Origin of the sequence: Alteromonas sp. K632G, assembly GCF_017653625.1 — a bacterium.
GTDB classification, from domain to species: domain Bacteria; phylum Pseudomonadota; class Gammaproteobacteria; order Enterobacterales; family Alteromonadaceae; genus Alteromonas; species Alteromonas naphthalenivorans.
Genome location: NZ_JAGGDM010000017.1, coordinates 25085 through 46706 on the forward strand (window position 1 = coordinate 25085; position 21622 = coordinate 46706).

The 21622-nt window shown below is 44.1% G+C and carries 18 protein-coding genes and 1 other RNA gene; 7 read left to right on the forward strand and 12 right to left on the reverse strand.

Annotation, left to right across the window (positions count from 1 at the left end):
• Window positions 1–32: 32 nt before the first annotated feature.
• The 3 genes from J5X92_RS15865 to J5X92_RS15875 form a co-directional block, all read right to left on the reverse strand.
• On the reverse strand, window positions 33–1274 hold the full coding sequence (locus J5X92_RS15865; protein ID WP_208806092.1) for an FAD-dependent oxidoreductase: 1242 nt from the start codon (window positions 1272–1274) through the stop codon (window positions 33–35).
• Complete coding sequence (gene pepP / locus J5X92_RS15870; RefSeq protein ID WP_208806093.1) at window positions 1271–2641, reverse strand: Xaa-Pro aminopeptidase; 1371 nt, start codon at window positions 2639–2641, stop codon at window positions 1271–1273. Before pepP ends, J5X92_RS15865 begins: the two co-directional genes overlap by 4 nt.
• Before the next feature lie 151 nt (window positions 2642–2792).
• Window positions 2793–3359: a UPF0149 family protein gene (locus J5X92_RS15875; protein WP_208806094.1), complete on the reverse strand. Its 567-nt coding sequence runs from the start codon at window positions 3357–3359 to the stop codon at window positions 2793–2795.
• A gap of 394 nt (window positions 3360–3753) precedes the next feature.
• Here J5X92_RS15875 and ssrS point away from each other — a divergent pair.
• The 7 genes from ssrS (at window position 3754) to serA (ending at window position 10387) form a co-directional block, all read left to right on the forward strand.
• Window positions 3754–3935: non-coding RNA, 6S RNA (gene ssrS, locus J5X92_RS15880), on the forward strand.
• Window positions 3936–3956: 21 nt separating this feature from the next.
• On the forward strand, window positions 3957–4853 hold the full coding sequence (locus J5X92_RS15885) for a ribokinase (RefSeq protein WP_013782978.1): 897 nt from the start codon (window positions 3957–3959) through the stop codon (window positions 4851–4853).
• 22 nt (window positions 4854–4875) lie between these two features.
• A complete protein-coding gene (locus J5X92_RS15890) occupies window positions 4876–5817 on the forward strand; it encodes a nucleoside hydrolase (protein WP_013782977.1) in 942 nt (313 codons plus the stop codon).
• A gap of 75 nt (window positions 5818–5892) precedes the next feature.
• Window positions 5893–7512: a GAF domain-containing hybrid sensor histidine kinase/response regulator gene (locus J5X92_RS15895; RefSeq protein ID WP_208806095.1), complete on the forward strand. Its 1620-nt coding sequence runs from the start codon at window positions 5893–5895 to the stop codon at window positions 7510–7512.
• A gap of 54 nt (window positions 7513–7566) precedes the next feature.
• Complete coding sequence (locus tag J5X92_RS15900) at window positions 7567–8178, forward strand: 5-formyltetrahydrofolate cyclo-ligase (RefSeq protein ID WP_244360903.1); 612 nt, start codon at window positions 7567–7569, stop codon at window positions 8176–8178.
• An 81-nt stretch (window positions 8179–8259) separates the two neighbouring features.
• Window positions 8260–8916: a ribose-5-phosphate isomerase RpiA gene (gene rpiA, locus J5X92_RS15905; RefSeq protein WP_013782974.1), complete on the forward strand. Its 657-nt coding sequence runs from the start codon at window positions 8260–8262 to the stop codon at window positions 8914–8916.
• A 241-nt stretch (window positions 8917–9157) separates the two neighbouring features.
• Entirely contained in the window at window positions 9158–10387 is a 1230-nt protein-coding gene (gene serA / locus J5X92_RS15910; protein WP_013782973.1) for a phosphoglycerate dehydrogenase, read from the forward strand.
• Window positions 10388–10490: 103 nt separating this feature from the next.
• On the opposite strand, the gene J5X92_RS15915 is transcribed toward serA, so the two are convergent.
• The 9 genes from J5X92_RS15915 to J5X92_RS15955 form a co-directional block, all read right to left on the reverse strand.
• The gene (locus J5X92_RS15915; RefSeq protein WP_208806097.1) at window positions 10491–11234 is read right to left on the reverse strand and encodes a DUF481 domain-containing protein; all 744 of its coding nucleotides are present in this window, start codon (window positions 11232–11234) and stop codon (window positions 10491–10493) included.
• Window positions 11235–11420: 186 nt separating this feature from the next.
• Window positions 11421–12224 (reverse strand): DUF481 domain-containing protein, encoded by an 804-nt coding sequence (locus tag J5X92_RS15920; RefSeq protein ID WP_013782971.1) that lies wholly within the window; start codon window positions 12222–12224, stop codon window positions 11421–11423.
• A 256-nt stretch (window positions 12225–12480) separates the two neighbouring features.
• On the reverse strand, window positions 12481–13305 hold the full coding sequence (locus J5X92_RS15925) for an HDOD domain-containing protein (protein ID WP_208806098.1): 825 nt from the start codon (window positions 13303–13305) through the stop codon (window positions 12481–12483).
• Window positions 13306–13363: 58 nt separating this feature from the next.
• Window positions 13364–13666 (reverse strand): DUF1289 domain-containing protein, encoded by a 303-nt coding sequence (locus tag J5X92_RS15930; RefSeq protein WP_129739848.1) that lies wholly within the window; start codon window positions 13664–13666, stop codon window positions 13364–13366.
• Window positions 13667–13833: 167 nt separating this feature from the next.
• On the reverse strand, window positions 13834–14544 hold the full coding sequence (locus tag J5X92_RS15935; RefSeq protein ID WP_208806099.1) for an SIMPL domain-containing protein: 711 nt from the start codon (window positions 14542–14544) through the stop codon (window positions 13834–13836).
• Window positions 14545–14686: 142 nt separating this feature from the next.
• The gene (locus J5X92_RS15940) at window positions 14687–15481 is read right to left on the reverse strand and encodes a TIGR03915 family putative DNA repair protein (RefSeq protein WP_126873761.1); all 795 of its coding nucleotides are present in this window, start codon (window positions 15479–15481) and stop codon (window positions 14687–14689) included.
• Between the two features lie 28 nt (window positions 15482–15509).
• Window positions 15510–16751 carry a putative DNA modification/repair radical SAM protein gene (locus J5X92_RS15945; RefSeq protein WP_013782966.1) on the reverse strand — a complete coding sequence of 414 codons (1242 nt, stop codon included), beginning with the start codon at window positions 16749–16751 and terminating at the stop codon, window positions 15510–15512.
• Between the two features lie 286 nt (window positions 16752–17037).
• A complete protein-coding gene (locus J5X92_RS15950) occupies window positions 17038–20160 on the reverse strand; it encodes a multidrug efflux RND transporter permease subunit (protein WP_208806100.1) in 3123 nt (1040 codons plus the stop codon).
• Window positions 20160–21401 carry an efflux RND transporter periplasmic adaptor subunit gene (locus tag J5X92_RS15955; RefSeq protein ID WP_208806101.1) on the reverse strand — a complete coding sequence of 414 codons (1242 nt, stop codon included), beginning with the start codon at window positions 21399–21401 and terminating at the stop codon, window positions 20160–20162. Before J5X92_RS15955 ends, J5X92_RS15950 begins: the two co-directional genes overlap by 1 nt.
• Window positions 21402–21622: the final 221 nt, after the last annotated feature.

Consider the following 21622-nt stretch of genomic DNA (forward strand, 5'->3'; position numbering starts at 1 on the left):
TGGTTTTAGCTGTATCTTGCCAGCCCTATAGCTTAAACACTGCGCCCATATCCTGTGGTTTGCTGCACAAACGCACGCTTCGCACTTGGCATCACATTTAATGCAGTTAGTGCCATGTTTCTTGCTGCCACTAAGGGAAAATAACTATTTGAAAACGTACGTACTAACGTGTCGGTTAACGTAATAGTGGCGGTTCTGTCTTTACTGCGCTTGGCGGCGTAATCATTAAGTACGTTGAATTCCCCCGGATCGGCCACGCCTTTAAGCGTGTTCACCAAGGTAATAATATCGCGAAGTCCAAGATTAAACCCCTGCCCTGCAATTGGGTGCAATGCTTGGGCCGCATTACCTACCACTACCGCACGATGGCTGGTAAGTGCATCGGTGTAACTTAATGCTAGTGGGTAGCTAGCCAATTCACTGATGGCTGTAATTTGCCCTTGCCGGTAACCAAATTCTTGCTGTAACCGCCGAATAAACGCTTCAGGGCTAAGCTGAATAAGTGATTCCGCGTGCTCACGAGCAACCGTCCATACTACGGAAAACCCTTTTCCTTTCGCCACATGCCTATTAATTTCACTGTCGAAAGGCAAAAATGCAACGGGCCCGTTTTTGGTAAAACGCTCGTAAGCTTTATTGTGATGAGGCTCGCTAGTATGGGCATTGAAGATAATAGCCACTTGCTGGTAGTCGTCAGTGTGGCGGGTAAGCCCTACTTGCTGAGCAAGTGAAGAGCGACCACCATCGGCAATCACCAATAGTTTTGCATTAATAGTGCTGCCGTTATTAAGCGTAACTGCAGTACCGTCGGTTTCGCGGGCTAAATGAGTGACCGTGGCGGGTGCAATGTGCTGATACTGCTTGCTTTGCGACATCACATTATGGGTAAGCGCACTTAGCGACACTACTTGCCCAAAGGTGTTAATACCAAATTCACTGCTCGATAAATTCGTTAAGCCAATACCACCTTTATCGCTTACTTCAATATGTTCAATTTTGCCTTGGTTTTGTTTTGCTAGCTCAGCTAGCCCTACGCCCATGGCATCTAACTCATTGACTGTTCGCCTAGCAAGGGCGATTACCCGCGTATCGGTTAACGGGTTAAAGACGTTGCTTTCATTAGAGAAGCTGCTTGCATTGGAAGAGCTAGCTGCATTTGAGGGGCTGGCAGCATCTACCAAAGTCACCGAAAGGCCGGCTTGTTCAGATAGGCCTTTAGCCAACACGCAGCCTACTATGCCGCCACCTACAATCACTACGTCTTGCTGGCTCACGCTTTTGAACCTTCTTTTGTATTTTCTTTTTTACTTTCTGCCGTATTTTCTTTATTAGCTGGCTGCATCAGGGCTTCGATGTCTTTCACGGTTTTAGGTACATCGGCGGTTAGAATATCTACGCCTGTTGCTGTCACCACAACATCATCTTCAATACGCACCCCAATACCTTTGTATTGTTCAGGCACATCGCTGTCGCTAGCAATGTAAATACCCGGCTCTACGGTAAGCACCATGCCGGGTTTTAATAAGCGGTCTTGGCCGTTCAATTTGTAGTTACCTACATCATGCACATCTAAGCCTAAAAAGTGCCCTAGCCCGTGCATGTAAAACTGCCGCCATGCTTTTTGGTCAAGGTTTTCACCTACCGAGCCTTTTAACACGCCAAGGGCAACCAAGCCTTCGGTGATGACTTCAGCGCTGTGGGTCATAGCATCGGTTAAGGTAATACCTGGCCCAAGCATGGCCAATACGCTTTCTTGTGCTTTTAACACCAGCTCATATATCTCGCGCTGGGGCTTAGTAAATTTACCATTTACGGGGAAAGTACGGGTAATGTCAGCGGCATAACCCTGAAATTCAGCGCCTGCGTCTATTAGTACTAAATCGCCGTCTTGGGTTTGGGATGAATTTTCGGTGTAATGCAAAATACAGGCATTTTCACCGCTACCCACAATTGTGCTGTAAGCCGGCGCGCGAGCCCCAGCCATAGCGAACTCATGATGTAATTCCGCTTCCAGTTGATATTCGAAGCAGCCAGGTTTGGCATATTGCATAGCCCGCTTGTGCGCGCGGGCGGTAATTTCTGCGGCGGCTTTCATCATGGCCACTTCACAGGCCGATTTAAACACCCGCATTTCATGCAAAATAGGGCGAACGTCGGTAATAGTTTTGGGTGCTAAGGCTTCTTTTGGTGCATTGCGCAAAGTAGCAACAGCGCTATTCACCTGTGCATCGGCTTCTTCATTTTCACCTAAGGCGAAATAAAGATGGTCTTGGCCTTGAAGTGATTCAAGCAAAGCATCACCTAGTTCAGATAGCTCAAAGGCTTCATCTAGGCTAAAGCGTGATAGTGCCGCTTCTGCGCCTAAACGTCTGCCTTGCCAAATTTCAGCGTCTTTATCTTTTGGTAAACACACCATGGCACGATAACTTTCACCATAGCGTGGATGATTCGATAAAATTAACCAAGCGTCGGCTTCTTCAAACCCGGTTAAATACCAAAAGTCGCTGTTTTGTCTGAACAAGTATTCAGTATCTCGGCTTCGGGTCACTAAACCTGCTGCCGGAATAACACAGACACTATTAGGCAAACATTGCGCTAACAGTCTATCTTGACGAGCGATAAATTCTTGCGCACTAATCATCTCATTCGCCTTTCTTCATCAATATTATAAAACTCATGCATCTAATGACGATCATGCTATTCGAAAGATTACCCTTGCTTGTCACTTCACTCATGCCTTATGGAACAACGTTTTATTGCTTACGCGCTCCAACAAGCTTGAGATTGTTTATTTAATGAACAGATGGCTTATCTTGCTGATCATCAAGCAAAGACTGCCCTAATTCGCTAAAGCACAAAATAGCGGATATCTTCACATATTCCATCACTTCAAATAAGGCGCGTTCCGACTCTTCATCGGCATCCATAGGTTCTTCCATACGGGCGATGTCAGCAAAATCTTCTAATGCTTCTTTTACATCGGCAGAACATTGCATTAAATCTTGCTGGTGTAAGCCAAACCCTAACATAAAGCCGTGCACCCAATTAATTAACGCTTCGCCTCTGTCATTGATAGGGGCTTGATCGTCAGGCAGCATTAACTGTAAGGCGAACTCAGGTTCAAGTAACTGCTGACACGTTTGATTAAACAATGTGTTTAACAGATAAGTGGTCGCATCGTTGAAGTTTTCACCTTGATTAACAGTGTCACTTAATGCAGAAAGCCACTTCTGATCGGTTAGCGACATTCCGCCACACAACATGCCACATAAAATCCCGTGAACTTCGGCGCCATCTACCACTATGCCGTGTTGCGATAACTTGTTGCTAACGCTGTCGTAATCGAGCTGTTTTTCCACAAATAGGTTTCCTTTTTCGTTGAAACTTAATATTAGCAAAATAGCGCTATAAAACACACCATTGGTGATTTGGTCAGATGTTATTCAAGTAGTACTGGTCTTATGGGTTTTAACTGGCAACATAGGATCAATTGCTCTATGATCGTCGTTACTGGATATGGAACTTCCTTTGCAGCAGATTAAGGTAAATGAGTAAAGTAGACCTTACTTAAGCGAAGCAAATTTGAGCTTAAGTGAATAGCGTGTATAATTGCTGACCAACTGGTCAAGATTAGATTTATCGAATCTCATCAGTAATGGTTAAATTAGCTACGCAAATAATTCATTGGCGCTTTGGTGATCTACTTCACCCCACACCGCGTTTGATATACCCTGTTGCGTTATACAATAACAATGTTTCCTGGAATGTTCGCCAGTTCACTCTTGTCCCTGGCCGATGCTATTAAACTAGGAAGTTGAAACCATGGCTACTGTGCAAGCTCGGCTCGTATCGAGAAGCCTACGGCCATAGTGATGCTTCCGCCCTGAACTTTCGGTTCACGGGCGAACGATGAACAGCGGCATTTCGGGAGACGCCCTCTTTCGACGGAAGAAGAAATGGCAATAATAAATTTTGGCTCTATTAATATCGATCATGTTTATCAGGTAGATCACTTCGTTCAACCTGGTGAAACTCTTGCGTCTACTCACTACCAACAATTACTTGGTGGTAAAGGTGCGAACCAGTCAATTGCCCTAGCGCAAGCCGGTGCAGATGTTCGTCACGTAGGTAGCATTCATGAAAATGACGCAACGTTCAAACAAACGCTAATTAAAAAAGGCGTAGATTGTCGTGGTGTTAAATGCTCTGAAACCCCTTCAGGTCATGCCATTATTCAAGTAACGCCCAGTGGCGAAAATGCTATTGTGTTATTTGGTGGCGCAAACCAAACCATTACTGCCGATACCGTAAACAAAGCCTTGTTAGATACGTCGTCTTCCGATTGGGTACTTACCCAAAACGAAACCAGCAGTATTGCTGACGTACTTCGCTTGGCAAAAGAAAGTCAGCTTAAAGTTGCCTTTAACCCTGCACCTATGAGTGAGTCGGTTAAAGCCCTTCCTTTAGATTGTATCGATTTACTGATTGTAAACGAGACGGAAGCAGCAGCATTAACGGATAAAGAAGAATTAGACGATATTCTCACGGTATTTAAAGAGCAGTGGTCTCATTGCGAAGTTATTATTACACTAGGTAAAGCGGGTGTAATGATGTTAAGAGGAAACGATACCATAGAAGTGGAAGCGTTTTCTGTTGATGCAGTAGATACCACCGCCGCTGGCGATACTTTTATAGGTTACTTTTTATCTGCTTACAGTACTCACACTGATGCGAAACGTGCATTAATTAGAGGTTGTGCAGCTTCTGCTATTGCGGTTACCCGAGAGGGCGCTGCGCAGAGTATTCCTACGCAGAAAGAAGTAGACCGTTTCTTGGCAAAGCACACTAAATAAAAAACGCACTAGAGTATTATTAATGGCACATAAGATAATTTTAGATACGGATCCTGGCATCGATGATGCGATGGCAATATTTTTTGCGTTTCAGTCTCCAGATATTGAAGTACTTGGTTTAACCACAGTTTACGGCAACGTACCTGTCACCATGGCGGCACAGAATGCCCTTACCCTTTGCGAAATTGCAGGTAAAGACATTCCAGTAACCAAAGGTGTTGGTATGCCTTGGGTGGGCCCTGAATCAACGTACGCGCATTTTGTACATGGTGATTATGGTTTTGGTCACATTAAACCAGAAGCGCCTAAAACCGAACTAGACCCTCGTAGTTCTGCTCAGTTTATTGTGGATATGGCCCGTAAATACCCTGGCGAAGTGACGCTTGTAGCTATCGGCCCATTAGGTAACTTAGCGCTAGCACTACGTTTAGAGCCAGAACTGCCCAAGTTAGTCAAGGGCGTTACCATTATGGGCGGCGCAGCCTTTGTACGTGGTAACGTAACACCACTTGCCGAAGCAAATATTTGGAACGATGCCTACGCTGCTGAAATTGTATTTGGTGCAGATTGGGACTTAACCATGTTCGGCTTAGACGTAACTAACGACACGCCGTTTTCTCCTTCTTTTGTTGAAACATTAGAAGAAAAGAATGCGAAGCTTGGTGGTTTTGTAAAAGACACTGCCCAGTTCTATATGGATTTCTATTCAGCCAATCGTGAGGATCGTGTTTGTTTCTTCCACGATGCATTCCCGCTTGCACATTTACGCCACCCTGAGTTATTCGAACTCACCGAAGGTCATGTTCGTGTTGGTACTGGCGAGCTGGATCGTGGTCAAACAGCAGTGGCCCCTAAGGGTACAACCCCTAGCCCACTGTGGAACAATGCGAACACTATTAAAGTGGCTACAAAAGTAGATCACGCTAAATTGGAACAATTGTTCATAGACACCTACGCTTTATAGATGTGAAAGGAGGCTCTTCTATGGTAGTCGGCCTCCTGTTTTCACATTTTAGTTGAGTTGAGGTAATGTGAAAGAATGATCCCTGCCAAGGTTCCAGCAAACGAAGAACAGCGTCTTAGAGAGCTATTAAGCTACGATGTACTTGATACGGACGCCGAACAACTCTTCGACGACTTAACTCAACTTGCTTCACAAATTTGTGACGCGCCCATTGCATTAATTAGCCTAGTTGACCCCGACAGACAATGGTTCAAATCTCGTGTAGGGATTGAAGCCACCGAAACCTCTCGTAATATCGCTTTTTGCTCACATGCTATTTTACAGCGTGAAGTGTTCGAAGTATCTAACGCAAAAGAAGATCCGCGCTTTCATGATAACCCGTTAGTGACGGGCGAGCCCAATATTCGATTCTACGCCGGCGCACCGCTATTAACGCCATCAGGACATGCCATTGGCACGTTATGCGCAATAGACGATAAACCCAAAACCCTAACTAGTCTTCAACGCAATGCACTTAAGACATTAAGTGAATCAGTGGTTGCGCATTTGGAATTGAAACGTAAGAACAGAGAACTTGAGCGAACCAGCCAGTTTAAATCTGACTTTCTTTCATACATTAGCCATGAAATTAGAACGCCCCTAAATGCGATAAACACGTTCAGCAACTTGCTTGAAGGCGAAGCCAAGCAACTTTCACTGCCCACTAACTTTACAGACTCGCTTGGGCATATAAGCAAAAGCGGTGAGCGCTTGCTTGAAATAGTGAACTCTGTGTTGGATATGAAGCAAATAGAAGCGGGTAAAATGCGCGTCATGCCCCGCGCTGTAGGTACAGCTGACTTTTTCACTCATTTATTCTCATTAACCCGAATTCGCGCTGAAGACGGGAATGTTATTTTTAATTCAGCTATTGATGACAATGTTCCCCACTCTCTCAATTTTGACGACACTAAATTTGGCCAAGTAGCCCTAAACCTATTGTCGAACGCCATTAAATATACCCATGCCAACAAGCACGTTTCCATTCAAGTAAAGTACAAGCAAGGGAATTTGTTGCTGGCGATTAAAGATGAAGGTATTGGCATTAGCGAAGAGGAACAAAAAAAGCTCTTCGCACCATTCGAGCGAATGCAGAACGCGCATCAATTTGATGGTACAGGCTTAGGCCTAAATATTACCAAGAAACTGGTTGAGTTGATGGGGGGGTCTATAAAACTTAACAGTAAGCTAAACGAAGGTACGCGTGTAAGCGTAGCCATTCCTGCTGAAGAAGTTAGTGCCAATACTAACGAACACGACCCCGCGCTTTTACAGCCCCAAAAGCTAAATATTCCTACTGACTCTTACGTATTAGTAGTGGAAGATCATTATATTAATCAGATAGTGATAAAAACCATATTTGATAAACTTGGTTTGCCAATATCAGTTGTAGGTAGCGGTGAAGAAGGCGTAGAGTATGTAAAATCTAATCCTGTAGATTTGGTGCTGATGGACATCAACTTACCGGGAATTGACGGAACAGAAGCCACTCGGCAAATTAAGAAAGTGCGCGCCACACTACCTGTTATAGCCTTAACCGCAGATGTTATCACGCAACGAGATTTGTTATTAAAAAATGGCTTAGACGACCTACTCACCAAGCCCGTTGAAAACGCAGAGCTTATTAGGGTACTTAATCACTATTTAGGAAAGTAAGACAACGTGGAGCCACTGGAAGCCTGCTGTATGGAACGGAACACGTCACAAATTATGCCAAAAAAAACATCACGAGTAACATTGCGAAAGGCATTAAGAGCATTGCGCAACGAATTACCTGAATCACAGCAGCAGCGCGCTGCTATCGCAGTACGCGACAACCTCATGTCATTGCCCGATATTACCAACGCATCATCTATTGCTTGTTACCTGCCTAACGACGGTGAAGTTGACTTACGCCCTTTTATGCATGCTTGCTGGAAGCTGAACAACGCATCTGCCCTTTATACCTCTTTGCCTGTGTTGCATCCGGTTTGCAAAGGTCACCTGCTTTTTCTTCGATATTCAGAAAAAACGCCAATGCGCGTGAACAAATACAACATTGAAGAGCCAGTTTTAGCCTGCCCAGATGTTATTCCGACTTTCCATCATCAGGTGATACTTATGCCATTGGTAGGGTTCGATGCGAGTGGAAATCGTTTGGGCATGGGCGGTGGCTATTACGACCGCACGTTAGCTAGTATTCAAGCACAAATGATAAAGCCAAAACTCATTGGTATTGCCCACGATTGCCAGCAAGTAGACCAACTTCCCGTTCAGCAATGGGACATTCCTGTAAACGCAATTGTCACCCCCACACAGCAGTTGAGCTTTAATCGTACATAACGCACCGTAAATTCCCCTATCACGGTGGGTTAGCTAGCGGTTTTCCGGTAAACTGATGAAAATTTAGTTAGGAGAGTCACTATGGATCAAAATGCAAAGAAGCAAGCAGTCGCTAAAGCAGCCATCGAATATGTTGAAAACGGCAGTATTGTTGGTGTAGGTACTGGCTCCACGGTTAATTTTTTCATTGAAGAACTCGGCAAAATTAAAAATAACATTGAAGGAGCAGTATCAAGCTCTGATGCCTCTACCAAGTTGCTAGAAGCCCTAGGCATTGAAGTATTCGCATTAAACGATGTTAGCAATATTTCAGTGTATATCGACGGTGCTGATGAAGTTACCGAGCACAAACACATGATTAAAGGCGGCGGTGCAGCCCTTACCCGGGAAAAAATTGTGGCCGGTGCATCAACCACATTCGTGTGCATTGTAGATGATAGCAAGCGCGTTCCCGTGCTTGGCAAATTCCCTCTTCCTGTTGAAGTTATTCCAATGGCGCGATCTTTTGTGGCTCGCGAGTTGGTAAAACTAGGCGGCGATCCTGAATACCGTCAAGGCGTAGTAACCGATAACGGCAACGTTATTTTAGACGTACATAACCTTGAAATCTTAAACCCAAGAGAGCTTGAACAGTCGATTAATAATATTCCTGGTGTGGTCACCAACGGCATATTCGCCCTACGTGGCGCAGACATCGTACTATCGGCCACCGAAACCGGTGTTGATACCTTTAAATAATAGCTTTCAAGTTAAACTGATTTCTGTTAGATTTCCGTTTAGACGTCTAGATGGCCTTTCGAGAGTTTGAGGTTAGTACTAGTCGGGGTAGGTAAGACTTCCGCAAACACGCTGTGAACCCATCCATGGGAGCTCCGCCGCCGCATCCATGCGGCGGAGGGTTTGCTCCAGTCTTACCTACCCCGCCTGCACCAGCCTCGAGCTCTGTAAATACTAATACTTTTTAAGAGATAGCAAATCCATGAGCAAAGTTTCACTAGAGAAGGATAAGATCCGGATATTGTTGTTAGAGGGTGTGCATCAAAGTGCACTAGAAACCTTTAAGAATAATGGGTACACCAATATTGAGTATCTCAAAACGTCCCTTCCTGAAGAAGAGCTTGTTGAGAAAGTGAAAGATGCGCATTTTATTGGCCTTCGTTCACGTACTCAAATTACTGAGAAGGTAGTAGATGCTGCTCAGAAATTGGTAGCTATTGGTTGTTTCTGTATTGGTACTAACCAAGTGAATTTAGAAGCAACACAGCGCCGTGGTATTCCGGTATTTAATGCGCCGTTTTCTAACACCCGTTCAGTAGCAGAGCTTGTACTTGGTCAGCTTATTCTTTTGCTTCGCCAAGTGCCTAGCAAAAGTGCTAAAGCGCACCGCGGTGAGTGGGAAAAAACAGCAAATGGTTCATACGAAGCCCGTGGAAAAACACTGGGTATTATTGGTTATGGACACATTGGTACCCAACTAAGTATTCTTGCTGAACACCTTGGTATGCGCGTACAGTTTTTCGATATTGAAGATAAGTTGGTATTAGGTAACTCTACGCAGATAAAGTCGTTAGAGAAGCTATTAAACACTTCTGATGTGGTATCGCTTCACGTGCCTGAAACTCAGCAAACGCAAAACATGTTTGCAGCTGAGCAGTTTGCGCAAATGAAAAAAGGCAGCATTTTTATTAATGCTTCACGCGGAACGGTTGTAGATATTGACGCTCTTGCCGATGCACTTGAAAGCGGGCAGTTAAATGGCGCTGCTATTGACGTATTCCCCGTTGAGCCTAAGTCGAATAACGAAGAATTCCAATCACCTCTACGTAAGTTTGATAACGTGATTCTTACGCCGCATGTAGGTGGTAGCACTCAAGAAGCCCAAGAAAACATTGGCATAGAAGTAGCCGGTAAATTGGCGAAGTACAGTGATAATGGTTCTACCTTATCTGCAGTTAACTTCCCTGAAGTATCATTACCAGAGCACATTAGCCGCTCTCGTCTGCTTCACGTGCACAAAAACCAGCCGGGTATTCTTACACAGATTAACCAAGCATTTGCAGAGAAAGGCATTAACATTGAAGCCCAGTACCTTCAAACTAACGCAGAAATTGGTTATGTAGTGGTAGATGTTCAGCAAGACAGAGCTTATGACGCGCTTGCACAACTACAACAGATTGACGGTACGATTAAGACCCGTATTCTTCACTAATGCTAGGGGTGGCGGTCGTTAGTTACCGTCATACTCTTTTGAAGACATAAAAAAACGCTGCCAATTGACAGCGTTTTTTGTTTCTACAACCGTTAATACGGTTTTAGAAGAAGTTGTAAACTAGCGTTACTGCAGTTTCAGTATCAAGCTTTTCAACGTCGTCAGATACGTTTGAGTTATGGTCTAACTTAAACGACACCTTCATAGAAAGGTTACCGCTAATAGTAGCCGTAAGCGCAGACTCAGCACGAGATTTCGTGTTGTCAGAACCCACTTCCGTACTCACTGTTTGAGTAAATTTAGCTGTGTCTGAAATTTTCCAAGAGTAAGCACTTGAAGCACGAACAATCATGCTGTTCTGCTCTTCGCCTTCTTGTGTTTCAGCAAACGAGTAACCAGGACCGATTGAGTACTCTAAAGTGTGACGTTTATTTTCAAGTACTTTTTGGTTCCAACCCACAGCAAGTGTTGATTGATAGTCGAAGTTACTTAAACGGTCATCTTCATACGATGCGAAACCAAACAAACGATAATCAGGGTTATCTAACTTGTAGTTACCCTGTGCAGAGCCGTAAAACTTTTGTGCCGATGTGTATTCTTCTTCGGTACCATCGTCGTTATCTACCGTTTCTTTCTTGTATAAACCTTCAAGAATGTAGTCGTTGCTCCACTGCTCTAATTCTTGGTGAGCAGTAATACCGGCACTAATTGATGATGTTTCAGTATTACCTGTTGTTGCGATAATGCCTAGCTCACCTTCCATAGTGAAAGGTTTAACGTCATCTTGAGCAAAAGTAACAGAAGAGAAAGACAAGGCCAAAAGTGATGCGATAAGCTGTTTTTTCATTAGCAATCCTAGTAGTGTTTTATCCTTTTGCCATGCTGTGAATACCCAGCGTAAGCGCTAGCCAGCATAGCCTGAAAAATCTGCGCCAATAGTACCTACCTAATAGAGCGAGTCAATGAGGGTCGAATAAAAATTAGACTATAAGACGCAAAATTTACACTTATTGACAAGCTTTGAGCCTGATTATTAGAAGAATTGATAAACCAAAGCAACCGAAGTCTCTGTACTTAACCCATCTACATCTTCGGTAGTATCGGTTTCGTGATTTAAAATAAACGACAGCTTCATGGCTAAAGAGCCGAAAACGTTGGCTGACAAAGACGTCTCAGAACGAGATTTAGTATTTTCATCACCCGCTTCAGTGCTAACAAATTGTCGAAGGTTAGCACCCGATGCCCAATGGTATTTGTATTCAGCAGATGCCCTTACAATTACACCGTCGTTGATATCTTCATCTAACGGCTCTTCAAGCTCGACAAAAGAATAACCAGGCCCAACACTGTAACGAAACTCACTGACTTCGTCTCGCCACACACGCTGTGACCAACCAGCAGCCAGTGAAGCACGATGATCATACCCGCTAAAAGAATCATCTTCATAATCGCCGTACATGAATAAACGTCTACCAGGCTGGTTTAATTTGTAATCGAACTGAGCGCTACCATAGAAGCGTTTGGCCGATACTTCGCGACCAGTGCCATCGGTATTACTTTCTTGATAAAGCATTTCTGCAAAGTACAGACTGCTCCAATTTTCAGTTTCATGATCGGCGTTAATACCCGCTTTGATGCTCGCTGCAGATGTATTTCCAGTATTTGACAGAATACCTAACTCACCGTTCAGCGAAAATCTAGGTACTTCGTCGTCGGTGTCTGGCGTAAAATCGGCGTGATAAAGCGTTTGAATTAAATCGCGATCTGCCGCAAAGACGGCAGTGCTTATACTGAGTAGACAGCATGCTGCACAAAATAATTTGGTTAGATTAAGCATAATTTTTAGTAATTTTTTATAGGTTCGGTGCTGTTATGGCATAGCCATTTAACACCCTATTATGCCCTTCCGTGGGTATTACGTAAGCTATGTGTTTTTACCGCTTAGCTTTTTACCGCTTTGCTTTTTACCGCTTAGTTGTACAATCGAGCGCTTGTAGAACGGTTTCTAAATTCATATTCAACAACCATCAAGCTGCTTTGCGCCACATAAAGCCCAAAGCTACTTACCATTGTTTTACCTCACTGCCGGTAAATCAATGTATAAGCATAGAAATTTTTGCTGTTTCTCTATCGGCGAACTCTATGGCATTTGCCACGTCATCTAGATTCACACCACTATTATTGGCTATGTCTTCTAAAAAAAGTTCAATGTCAGCATCAGTTTTTTTATTTTGCTGCATGGAAGTGACCCTTGACGCTAATGCCAGTAGCGCAATATCGCTATCTGCAGCCTGCCTAGACATATCATTAGCGTGCATAACCGGATAATAGAGCACAAGAGGAAGCTTCCAACTTTCTAATATGGTACCGCTACAGTTAGAAAAGGTAAAACCAAAATGGTGAATTTGTCTTGCCCCTAGCAGCATATCGTTATCTTGCTCAATGTAGTTTTTGTAAAGCTCGGGCGAGCGTTTAGCAATCACCAACTCACTGAGATTTTGCAATATACCCATCACGAAGAAACGCTCGCTACCACGTATATTACTAGCCTTGGCCAATTGCTTCGCCACCATTCCACAATACACCGAATCGAACCAATGTTTATCAAGATTAATAAGTTGGGTATCAAAGTATTTAAACGCGGTGTTGGCGGTTTCTGCCATTACCAAATTATACAATGCTTCACCACCAATAATGTTAATGGCTTTTGAAACAGACTCTACCTGTGAAGGAAATCGGAACAGTGAACTATTTGCCAATCGCAGCACCTTGGCTGTTAATGACGCATCCAAACTAATTAAATCGCCAAGGTCGCTTGCACTTGAACGCGGGTTATCTAATACCGAGCGGATGCGTATACATATATCTGGCAAGGCAAATGACTTTGTAGCAAACGACACATATTTATCTAAAGACATGCAAAGGTTCCACTTTTAACTATTGCATGAGGGTGTATAAAGATAAAAACTACACCACTTATGCTTTATCAATTTTCTCGGGAGGCGTATCAAACATAGAAATTTGACTAGGCTCTCGGACTTCTTTTGTTGCTTCGTTTTGACGACGGGCTCTGCTTAAGGCCGATTTTTTACGGCGCTGACATGCCACTATGACTTTTCGGCGAGTTCCGTCGTCAATCTTGAGCCAATACAATCGCTCTTCTCGGCTGCGGTAGCATCCTTTGCAATACCCTCGCGGTCCAGACTCGCAAACACCAATACAGGGGCTTGGAATTTCAAAGAACTCCAGTTGCTGTGCTGGTGGCTTTTGGTCTGTCATGTTTACCTGTATGCGTTTGCTAAAACGCGTTGCGTTAAATTAAAAACACGTTCTTAATGCCACTAATATAGTGTTACTGGCCACGTAAACTAAGATAGCTTTTACATTACTCCAGTATATTTTGAGCAAACTCACCAAAATAGCAACTCTGTAATAATACATGAGTATTAATCTACCAGTGTATAGTCAATAGTCGAAACTACCCGCACCTGTTTAATATAGGGGTGATGATGGTCTCTACTAGAGATAGAAAACCGTCCCTGATTAGCCCGTTTTATTTTCCCTAAAGTACTTTTTGAGTCTTGCGCGAATTTTTCAGCCACTTCTCTAGCGTTAACTGTGGCTTCCTCAATCATTGCCGGCTTCACTTCATTTAAACGCGTAAATACATACTCGGGCTGTGCTTGATAGTGTTGATTGGTTAGCACAACACCAGACTTTAATAAGCTACCTATCTGGCTCATGACTAAGCGCACATTTTCTACATCGTTTGAAAACACGGTAATGGTTTGCACTGCGCTATAACGAAACGGCGCTTTTTCTGTTCCTCCATATTGCTGGGCTAGCTTGTCGGTAATGTCTGGCTTACCGATGGAAATTCCCTCTTTGGCAATACCGTTATTCTGTAAGAAGGTAGATACTTTCATGCTGTTAGCTTCAATGTGGTTGTATAGCGCGGGTAAATCATTGCCCGCATCAACAAATTGAATAGGCCAAATCACGCGATCAGCCACGTATTCTCGTTCTGATAATCCTTTAACGGTAACTACCCTGTCCCACGTTTGCATCTCGTTTAAGGCCGAAGACACCTGTTGACCCAATACGCCAAGCGCACTCACCATCCCTATTGCCACTACCACTGCTGCACCTATCTTCATAACTCTCGTTCCAGTTTTTATTGTTGATAGTGCTAGCTTACGTTCAGTTGGAGTCGAATTTAGGGATGAAAAAAGCCGAGATTGTTGATACTTAACGATACATAATGACCAATTGTGGCCGCAAAGAGGCTGGAGAAATGAATTAGCGTTTATTCCCATCAACTATCATTTTGCGCGCTCTCGCATCCGAATTTCGAATCATATCGTCAATCAAAGCTGTTTCGGGCATATTCTTCCAGTACTTTTTGGGCATTGAGCTCAACATTGCGCTCTTTTTGATACGGGCGGGATTAAATATATTAGCGTAGTAAGTGAGCCAATATTTTTCGATACGATCTTCATCAGGAAACACTCTCGGATCGGGATTATCTTCTAAAACTAGCTTTTCAGTATCCCAATGAGCAGCCCGATAAGGCGTCAATATAGACCACCGCATATTCTTAAAGCGAGTTTGGAAGAAGTCGAGTTTAATCTCTAAGCTAAAATGTTCTGGTTCATACCAAGCGATAAAGTGCTCTTGTCCGTCAAGCGTAACTTCTCGAAATCTCAAAAAAGCACTTATTTTATATGCATCGCGCTTTACCGCTTTGGCTAACGTAGTAAGTTGCAGTATATCTTGGTCAGTCTTTAACTGAATAAGGTTTTTGTTCTCGAAAATAACGCGCCATAACACCCGATAACACAATGCGAATCGGCTCGCATCTTGATGACACAGTGCATATTTAAAAAGTATTAAGACTGACTTGGGAATAGTGTGTTGCGTTTTTGGCTTACTGGCTGCTATGTCTTGTTCCCCATCGCCAAACAGGTCGTCTTGTATCGACTCTGAATTTTGCCAGATAATATTTTCAGGGGGGATAGCTTGCGCCAAACATTCTCTTGCTGCAATGCGCCACTCATCGTACCCAGGCACCGAAGTGATTGTAATTGTTTTCATCTTGATCTTACTGCTAATCCTACTTCAGTTAGGCGCCGAATAACTCAAACTGCTTCGGCTGTTTGAACTGCAACTCAAAATTATTACTATCGAGTAAGTGAATAGCAGGTGAGTAATCACTTACGCTAATGAAAGGTTTCAGCTTTTGTAATGGCAGACGCAATTTCGTGAGATCCATCCAGCTAAGCTTTGTATAACGACGAATCGCCAGAATTTTTTGTACGGTGCGTGCACCAAGACCTGGCACTCTTAACAACATGAGTTTGTCTGCTTTATTTAAATCAATGGGAAACACATGACGATTGCGCAATGCCCACGCAAGTTTAGGATCGTGGTCCATATCAAGCATGTCATCGTGCACGATTTCGTCAAGCGTAAATCCATAGAAACGCAGTAGCCAATCAGCTTGATAAAGACGATGCTCTCGCACCAAAGGCGCAGGTTTCAAAGGCAAAACTTCTGATGCATCAGGTATTGGCGAGAACGCAGAATAATAAACTCGGCGCAGCTTTTGTTGGCTATAAAGTTGAACACTCGCTCCCAAGATGGTTTTATCATTTGAGCCATCGGCTCCTATAATCATTTGAGTGGACTGCCCGCCAGGGGCAAAACGAGGAGGACGTTTGCCTGTATGCGTTTTATCTACTTTATGCTCAGTAATTTTGTCTTTCAGGGTATTCATCGCGCTATGAATAGCGCCGAGATCTTTTTCGGGCGCGTATTGATTTAATGAAGGCTGGGTAGGCATTTCTACATTAATACTAAGCCTGTCAGCGTATAAACCTGCTTCGGCCTGAAGTTCAGGCGATGCATTGGGAATGGTTTTAAGATGAATATACCCCTTAAATCCGTGATCGATACGTAAGGATTTGGCAATACGCACCATGCTTTCCATTGTAAGGTCTGGCGAACCGACAATGCCTGAACTAAGAAATAAACCTTCGATATAGTTACGCTTATAAAAATTCAGTGTTAGCTCAACCGTTTCCTTGACCGTGAAACGGGCACGTTGAACACTACTCGATACTCTATTGATGCAATAGTGACAATCGTAAATACAGTAGTTTGTCATGAGTATCTTCAGTAAAGAAACACACCGTCCATCAGGAGTAAAACTGTGGCATATACCCATTCCGCCAGTAAGAGAACCAATACCAGTTTTATCAGTTTTACCTGCCTTTCGTTTACCTGCCGAACCGCTTGCACAGGAAGCGTCATACTTGGCTGCATCTGAGAGAATTTCGAGTTTTTGAATCAGTTTGTCATGCATTGCAAATTGTCACTTTCTCTAAGCAAATACACAAAATCAGCGGGTTCGGTAATAAAATACGAAAATAGAAGTGTGTATTTATAGGTGGTTTTTAGATTACAAAGCCGTTATATCATGTATAAATATACAGTACAAATGCATTCTGCTATCACAAAATAAAGGGGTGTAGCGTTGAGCCATTGTGGCCCATCCCCTATGCCTACCATAAAAAAAGGCCACTTAAATTAAGTGGCCTGTAGTGCCTCCAAAGTACGAGGAGGAGGCAACGCTTGGGTAAACGGGAGAGTTAACCGTTACGTTTCAACAAATAGTAAAATACAGGGGTAAGAATTAAGCCGAACACGGTAACCCCTATCATGCCTGAGAATACCGCTACGCCCATGGCTTGACGCATTTCTGCACCCGCACCAGTGGAAAGCACCATAGGTAACACACCCATAATGAAAGCAATCGATGTCATCAGGATGGGGCGAAGACGCAACTTGCTGGCCTCTTTAATGGCTGATAGTGCGTCCATACCCTTGTCTTGTAGTTCTTTGGCAAATTCCACAATCAGAATGGCATTTTTAGTAGCAAGCCCCACCAACACAATTAAGCCAATTTGGGTAAATATGTTGTTGTCGCCGCCATAAATCACCACACCAATTAATGCGCTTAGCAAGGTCATGGGAACAATTAATATAATAGCCAGTGGTAACCGTAAGCTTTCATACTGTGCCGCCAACACTAAGAACACCAACAGTACGACTAACGGGAAAATAAAGGCCGACGCATTACCTGCCAATATTTGCTGATAGGTTAGCTCGGTCCACTCGTAGGTCATGCCTAGCGGAAGCGTTTCATCAAGAATTTGCTCAATCGCGGCTTTGGCTTGATCTGAACTGTAGCCCGGCGCTGGTGAGCCATTTACTTCAGCGGTGACATAGCCGTTGTAATGCATCACCCTGTCTGGCCCTGCACTGTGCTGAATATCTAGGAATGAACCTAGCGGGATCATATCCCCTTTATCGTTTCGCACCTTAAATTGAGTGATGTTTTCAACGTCTTGGCGGTACTGTGCATCGGCCTGAACATTCACCTGATAGGTTCTACCGAACAAGTTGAAATCGTTCACATACACCGAGCCTAAATACGCCTGCATGGTGTCAAACAAGGTGCCAATATTTACCCCTTGGCTAACGGCTTTCTCGCGATCTACATCCACATTTAACTGAGGTACATTAACCGTAAAGCTAGTGAAGTTACCGGTTAATGCAGGGTGCGCCCACGCTTTGCCAATCACCTCTTGAGTTACTTTTTCAAGTTCAGCAAAACCCAAATTTCCTCTGTCTTGAACTTGCAGCCTAAACCCACCAATGGTGCCAAGCCCCATTACCGGTGGTGGCGGGAATATAGCCACATACGCCCCTTTAATAGAACCAAATTGCTGGTTTAATTGCATCGCAATTGCACCGGCTGAAAGCTCTGGACTTTGGCGCTCACTAAAAGGCTTTAGCGGCGTAAACAGCACACCGGAACTTGGGCTATTGGTGAAGCCATTAATATTCAAACCTGGAAACGCTACTGCATCAGAAACCCCAGGGTGCTCCATCGCAATTCGTGACATTTCACGTACCACTTCCTCGGTTCTATCTAGCGACGATGCATTAGGAAGTTGAGCAAATGCAATAAGGTACTGCTTATCTTGCGGTGGTACATAGCCAGTAGGCGTGTTAGCAAACTGGAAATAGGTTAGGCCTAATAAACCGGCATAAAGCACCACTACCACACCGCTTTTGCGAATAAGCCCACCTACAGCGCCTGTGTATTTTTTGGCTCCGCGATCGAACATTTTATTAAATGGCGTAAATACAAAACGGCCAAATAGTTTATCCATACCACGGCTTAACCAATCTTTCGATTGCCCATGAGGCTTTAATAATAACGCCGACAGCGCTGGGCTTAAGGTTAATGAGTTTATCGCTGAGATAAACGTAGAAATGGTAATGGTTAACGCAAACTGCTTATAGAACTGCCCCGTTAAGCCGCTCATAAACGCGGTAGGAATAAACACCGCTGCCAATACCAAGGTGGTCGCAATAATAGGGCCTGTTACTTCTTTCATAGCTTGCACAGTGGCATCGAATGGCGCTTTGCCATCGGCAATATTCCGCTCTACGTTTTCCACCACCACAATGGCATCATCAACTACAATGCCGATAGCGAGTACTAGTCCAAACAACGATAGCGCGTTTAACGAAAAGCCCATCAATTGCATAAACGCAAAAGTACCAACCAATGAAATGGGAACGGCCACTAAAGGAATAATAGACGCGCGCCAGGTTTGTAAAAACAGCACTACAACCAAAACAACCAGTAGCACAGCTTCAAATAACGTATTTACCACCGCTTCAATGGAACCACGTACGAAGACGGTAGGGTCGTAAACAATGTCGTATTCCAACCCTTCTGGAAACATTTTTTCAAGCTCGGCCATGCGAGCACGCACATCGTCAGAAATTTGTATGGCGTTAGAACCTGGTGCCTGAAATATAGGTAGTGCAGCTGCTGGGTTGTTGTTTAACAATGAACGCAAGGTGTAGTAATCGGCACCTAGCTCAATGCGAGCGACGTCTTTTAAGCGGGTAATTTGGCCGTTGTCTCCCACCTTAACAATAATGTTTTCAAATTCACTTTCATCTTCTAGGCGACCGCGTACATTGATAAGCAGTTGAAACTCACTGGTACCCGTGGGCTGTGCGCCTAAACTCCCTGCCGCAGCTTGTTGGTTTTGCTCGGAAATAGCAGCAACTACATCACCAGGGTTCATTTGCAGCGAGGCTAATTTATTGGGGTCTAGCCATACGCGCATGCTGTATTCACCAGCACCAAATAAACGAACTTGCCCTACCCCTTCAACACGTGCGAGTTCATCTTTCACAAACTGGTCGGCATAGTTAGACAAATAAAGCATGTCGTAACGTTTATCAGGTGAGGTTAAATGCACCACCATGGTTAAATCTGGTGATGATTTTTCGGTAACAATACCTAAGCGCTGTACTTCCTGTGGCAATCGCGGTGTAGCACGATTAACACGGTTTTGAACCAGCGTAGTAGCATCATCAGGATCGGTACCAATAGCGAACGTGATGGTAAGCGTCATACGGCCATCAGATGTGGCCTGTGAAGACATATAAATCATGTCTTCCACGCCATTAATCTCTTGCTCTAAGGGCGTAGCAACGGTTTCGGCAATAACTTTGGGGTTAGCGCCAGGATAGTTAGCCGTTACCACTACCGTAGGCGGCACCACTTCTGGGTATTCTGTTATAGGTAGCTGCCAAACAGCTATCGCACCACCAATGAAAATGAGCAGGCTTAGTACACCTGCAAAAATTGGGCGGCGAATGAAAAATTGCGAAAAATTCATTAATTAATTCCAGTACCCGCTGCGCTACCAGTAAGAGCATCAACGTTAGCCAAATTGGTTACATTGTCTACACGAGACTGCCAGTTTTGCAGGCTTGCTAGTGCTTCTTTATCACCCATATCAACGTGGTTTGGCGCAACAACAGCACCTGGGCGTACGCGCTGCAGACCATCTACTACAATGGTATCGCCTGCCACTAAGCCACTTTGAATAATGCGCATGCTGCCTACTTTGTCACCCAAGGTAACAGCGCGGTATTCCACTTTATTTTCGCCGTTTACCACCAACACAAATTTGTTGTTAAGGTCGGTACCAATGGCTTTTTCTTTAATTAAAATGCCTTGTTCGTTGGTATCACCCGCAAGTTTTAGATGGGTAAATAATCCCGGCATTAAACGACCATTTTCATTGTTGAAAACCGCGCGAACACGGAGGGTTCCGGTATTGCCATTCACTTGGTTATCTACGAAGTCGATTTGTCCCCAATGGCCATAATCTTGCTCATTGGCAAGACGCATAGCCACGGCTTGGTCGTTAACCGCAGAGTCGGCTTTATCATCACTGCTCACGTAATTTAGGTACGTTTGCTCATCAATATCGAAGTAAGCGTAAAGCTGATGGGTAGATACAATGCTGGTGAGCTCAGACTGCCCTGCGGTTACATAGTTGCCTGCAGTTATATTTGCGCGAGACACACGGCCAGAAATAGGCGCTTCCACACGGGCAAAACCGCGGTTCAAACGGGCAACGTCTAACGCCGCTTTTGTTTGGTTAATGCTAGCAAAAGCTTGATTCTTACCCGCTAAACGCTCATCTAGCACTTCTTGCGAAACCGCTTGGGTTTTACGAAGCTTGACGACTCTGTCGTAGCTTTGCACTGATAAGTCGTAACGGCTTTTTGCTTCTTCAAGTTGCGCGGTTAAACGCTCAACTTCTGCTTTAAAAGCGCGGTTATCAATAAGGAACAAGGTTTCGCCCTGCTCTACATATTCGCCTTCCTCAAACGCTACAAATTCAATGTAGCCTGAAACACGTGGGCGAAGGGATACGGTTTGTGGCGCTTCTAAACGGCCAGTAAAGCTGTCCCATTCGGTTAAACGCTGCGAGACCACTGGCGCAACATCTACAGGAATGCCCGCATTCGCATGCATTTGCTGGCCAGGATCCGTATCGTCGCTACCACATGCGGCGACAAGTGCTGTTAGGCTTAGAATGGCCAAAAATCGAGTTAAAGTCGTCATTGCAAGAGTCTCTAAAAGTGTGAAGGCGTGCATTATGCACATGGCAATACAATAAAAATAATTATATTTTCGTATGCAACACATCATAAAATGATATATATTGAGAAGTATGAAATTTAGGCTATTTCGCTCAAGGTGTTACCTGTAATTTGGCAGCACAACATGAAGCAAATAAATGTGGTGACAATACTTAAACGCGCTGTTTAGCGATAAACTCACGT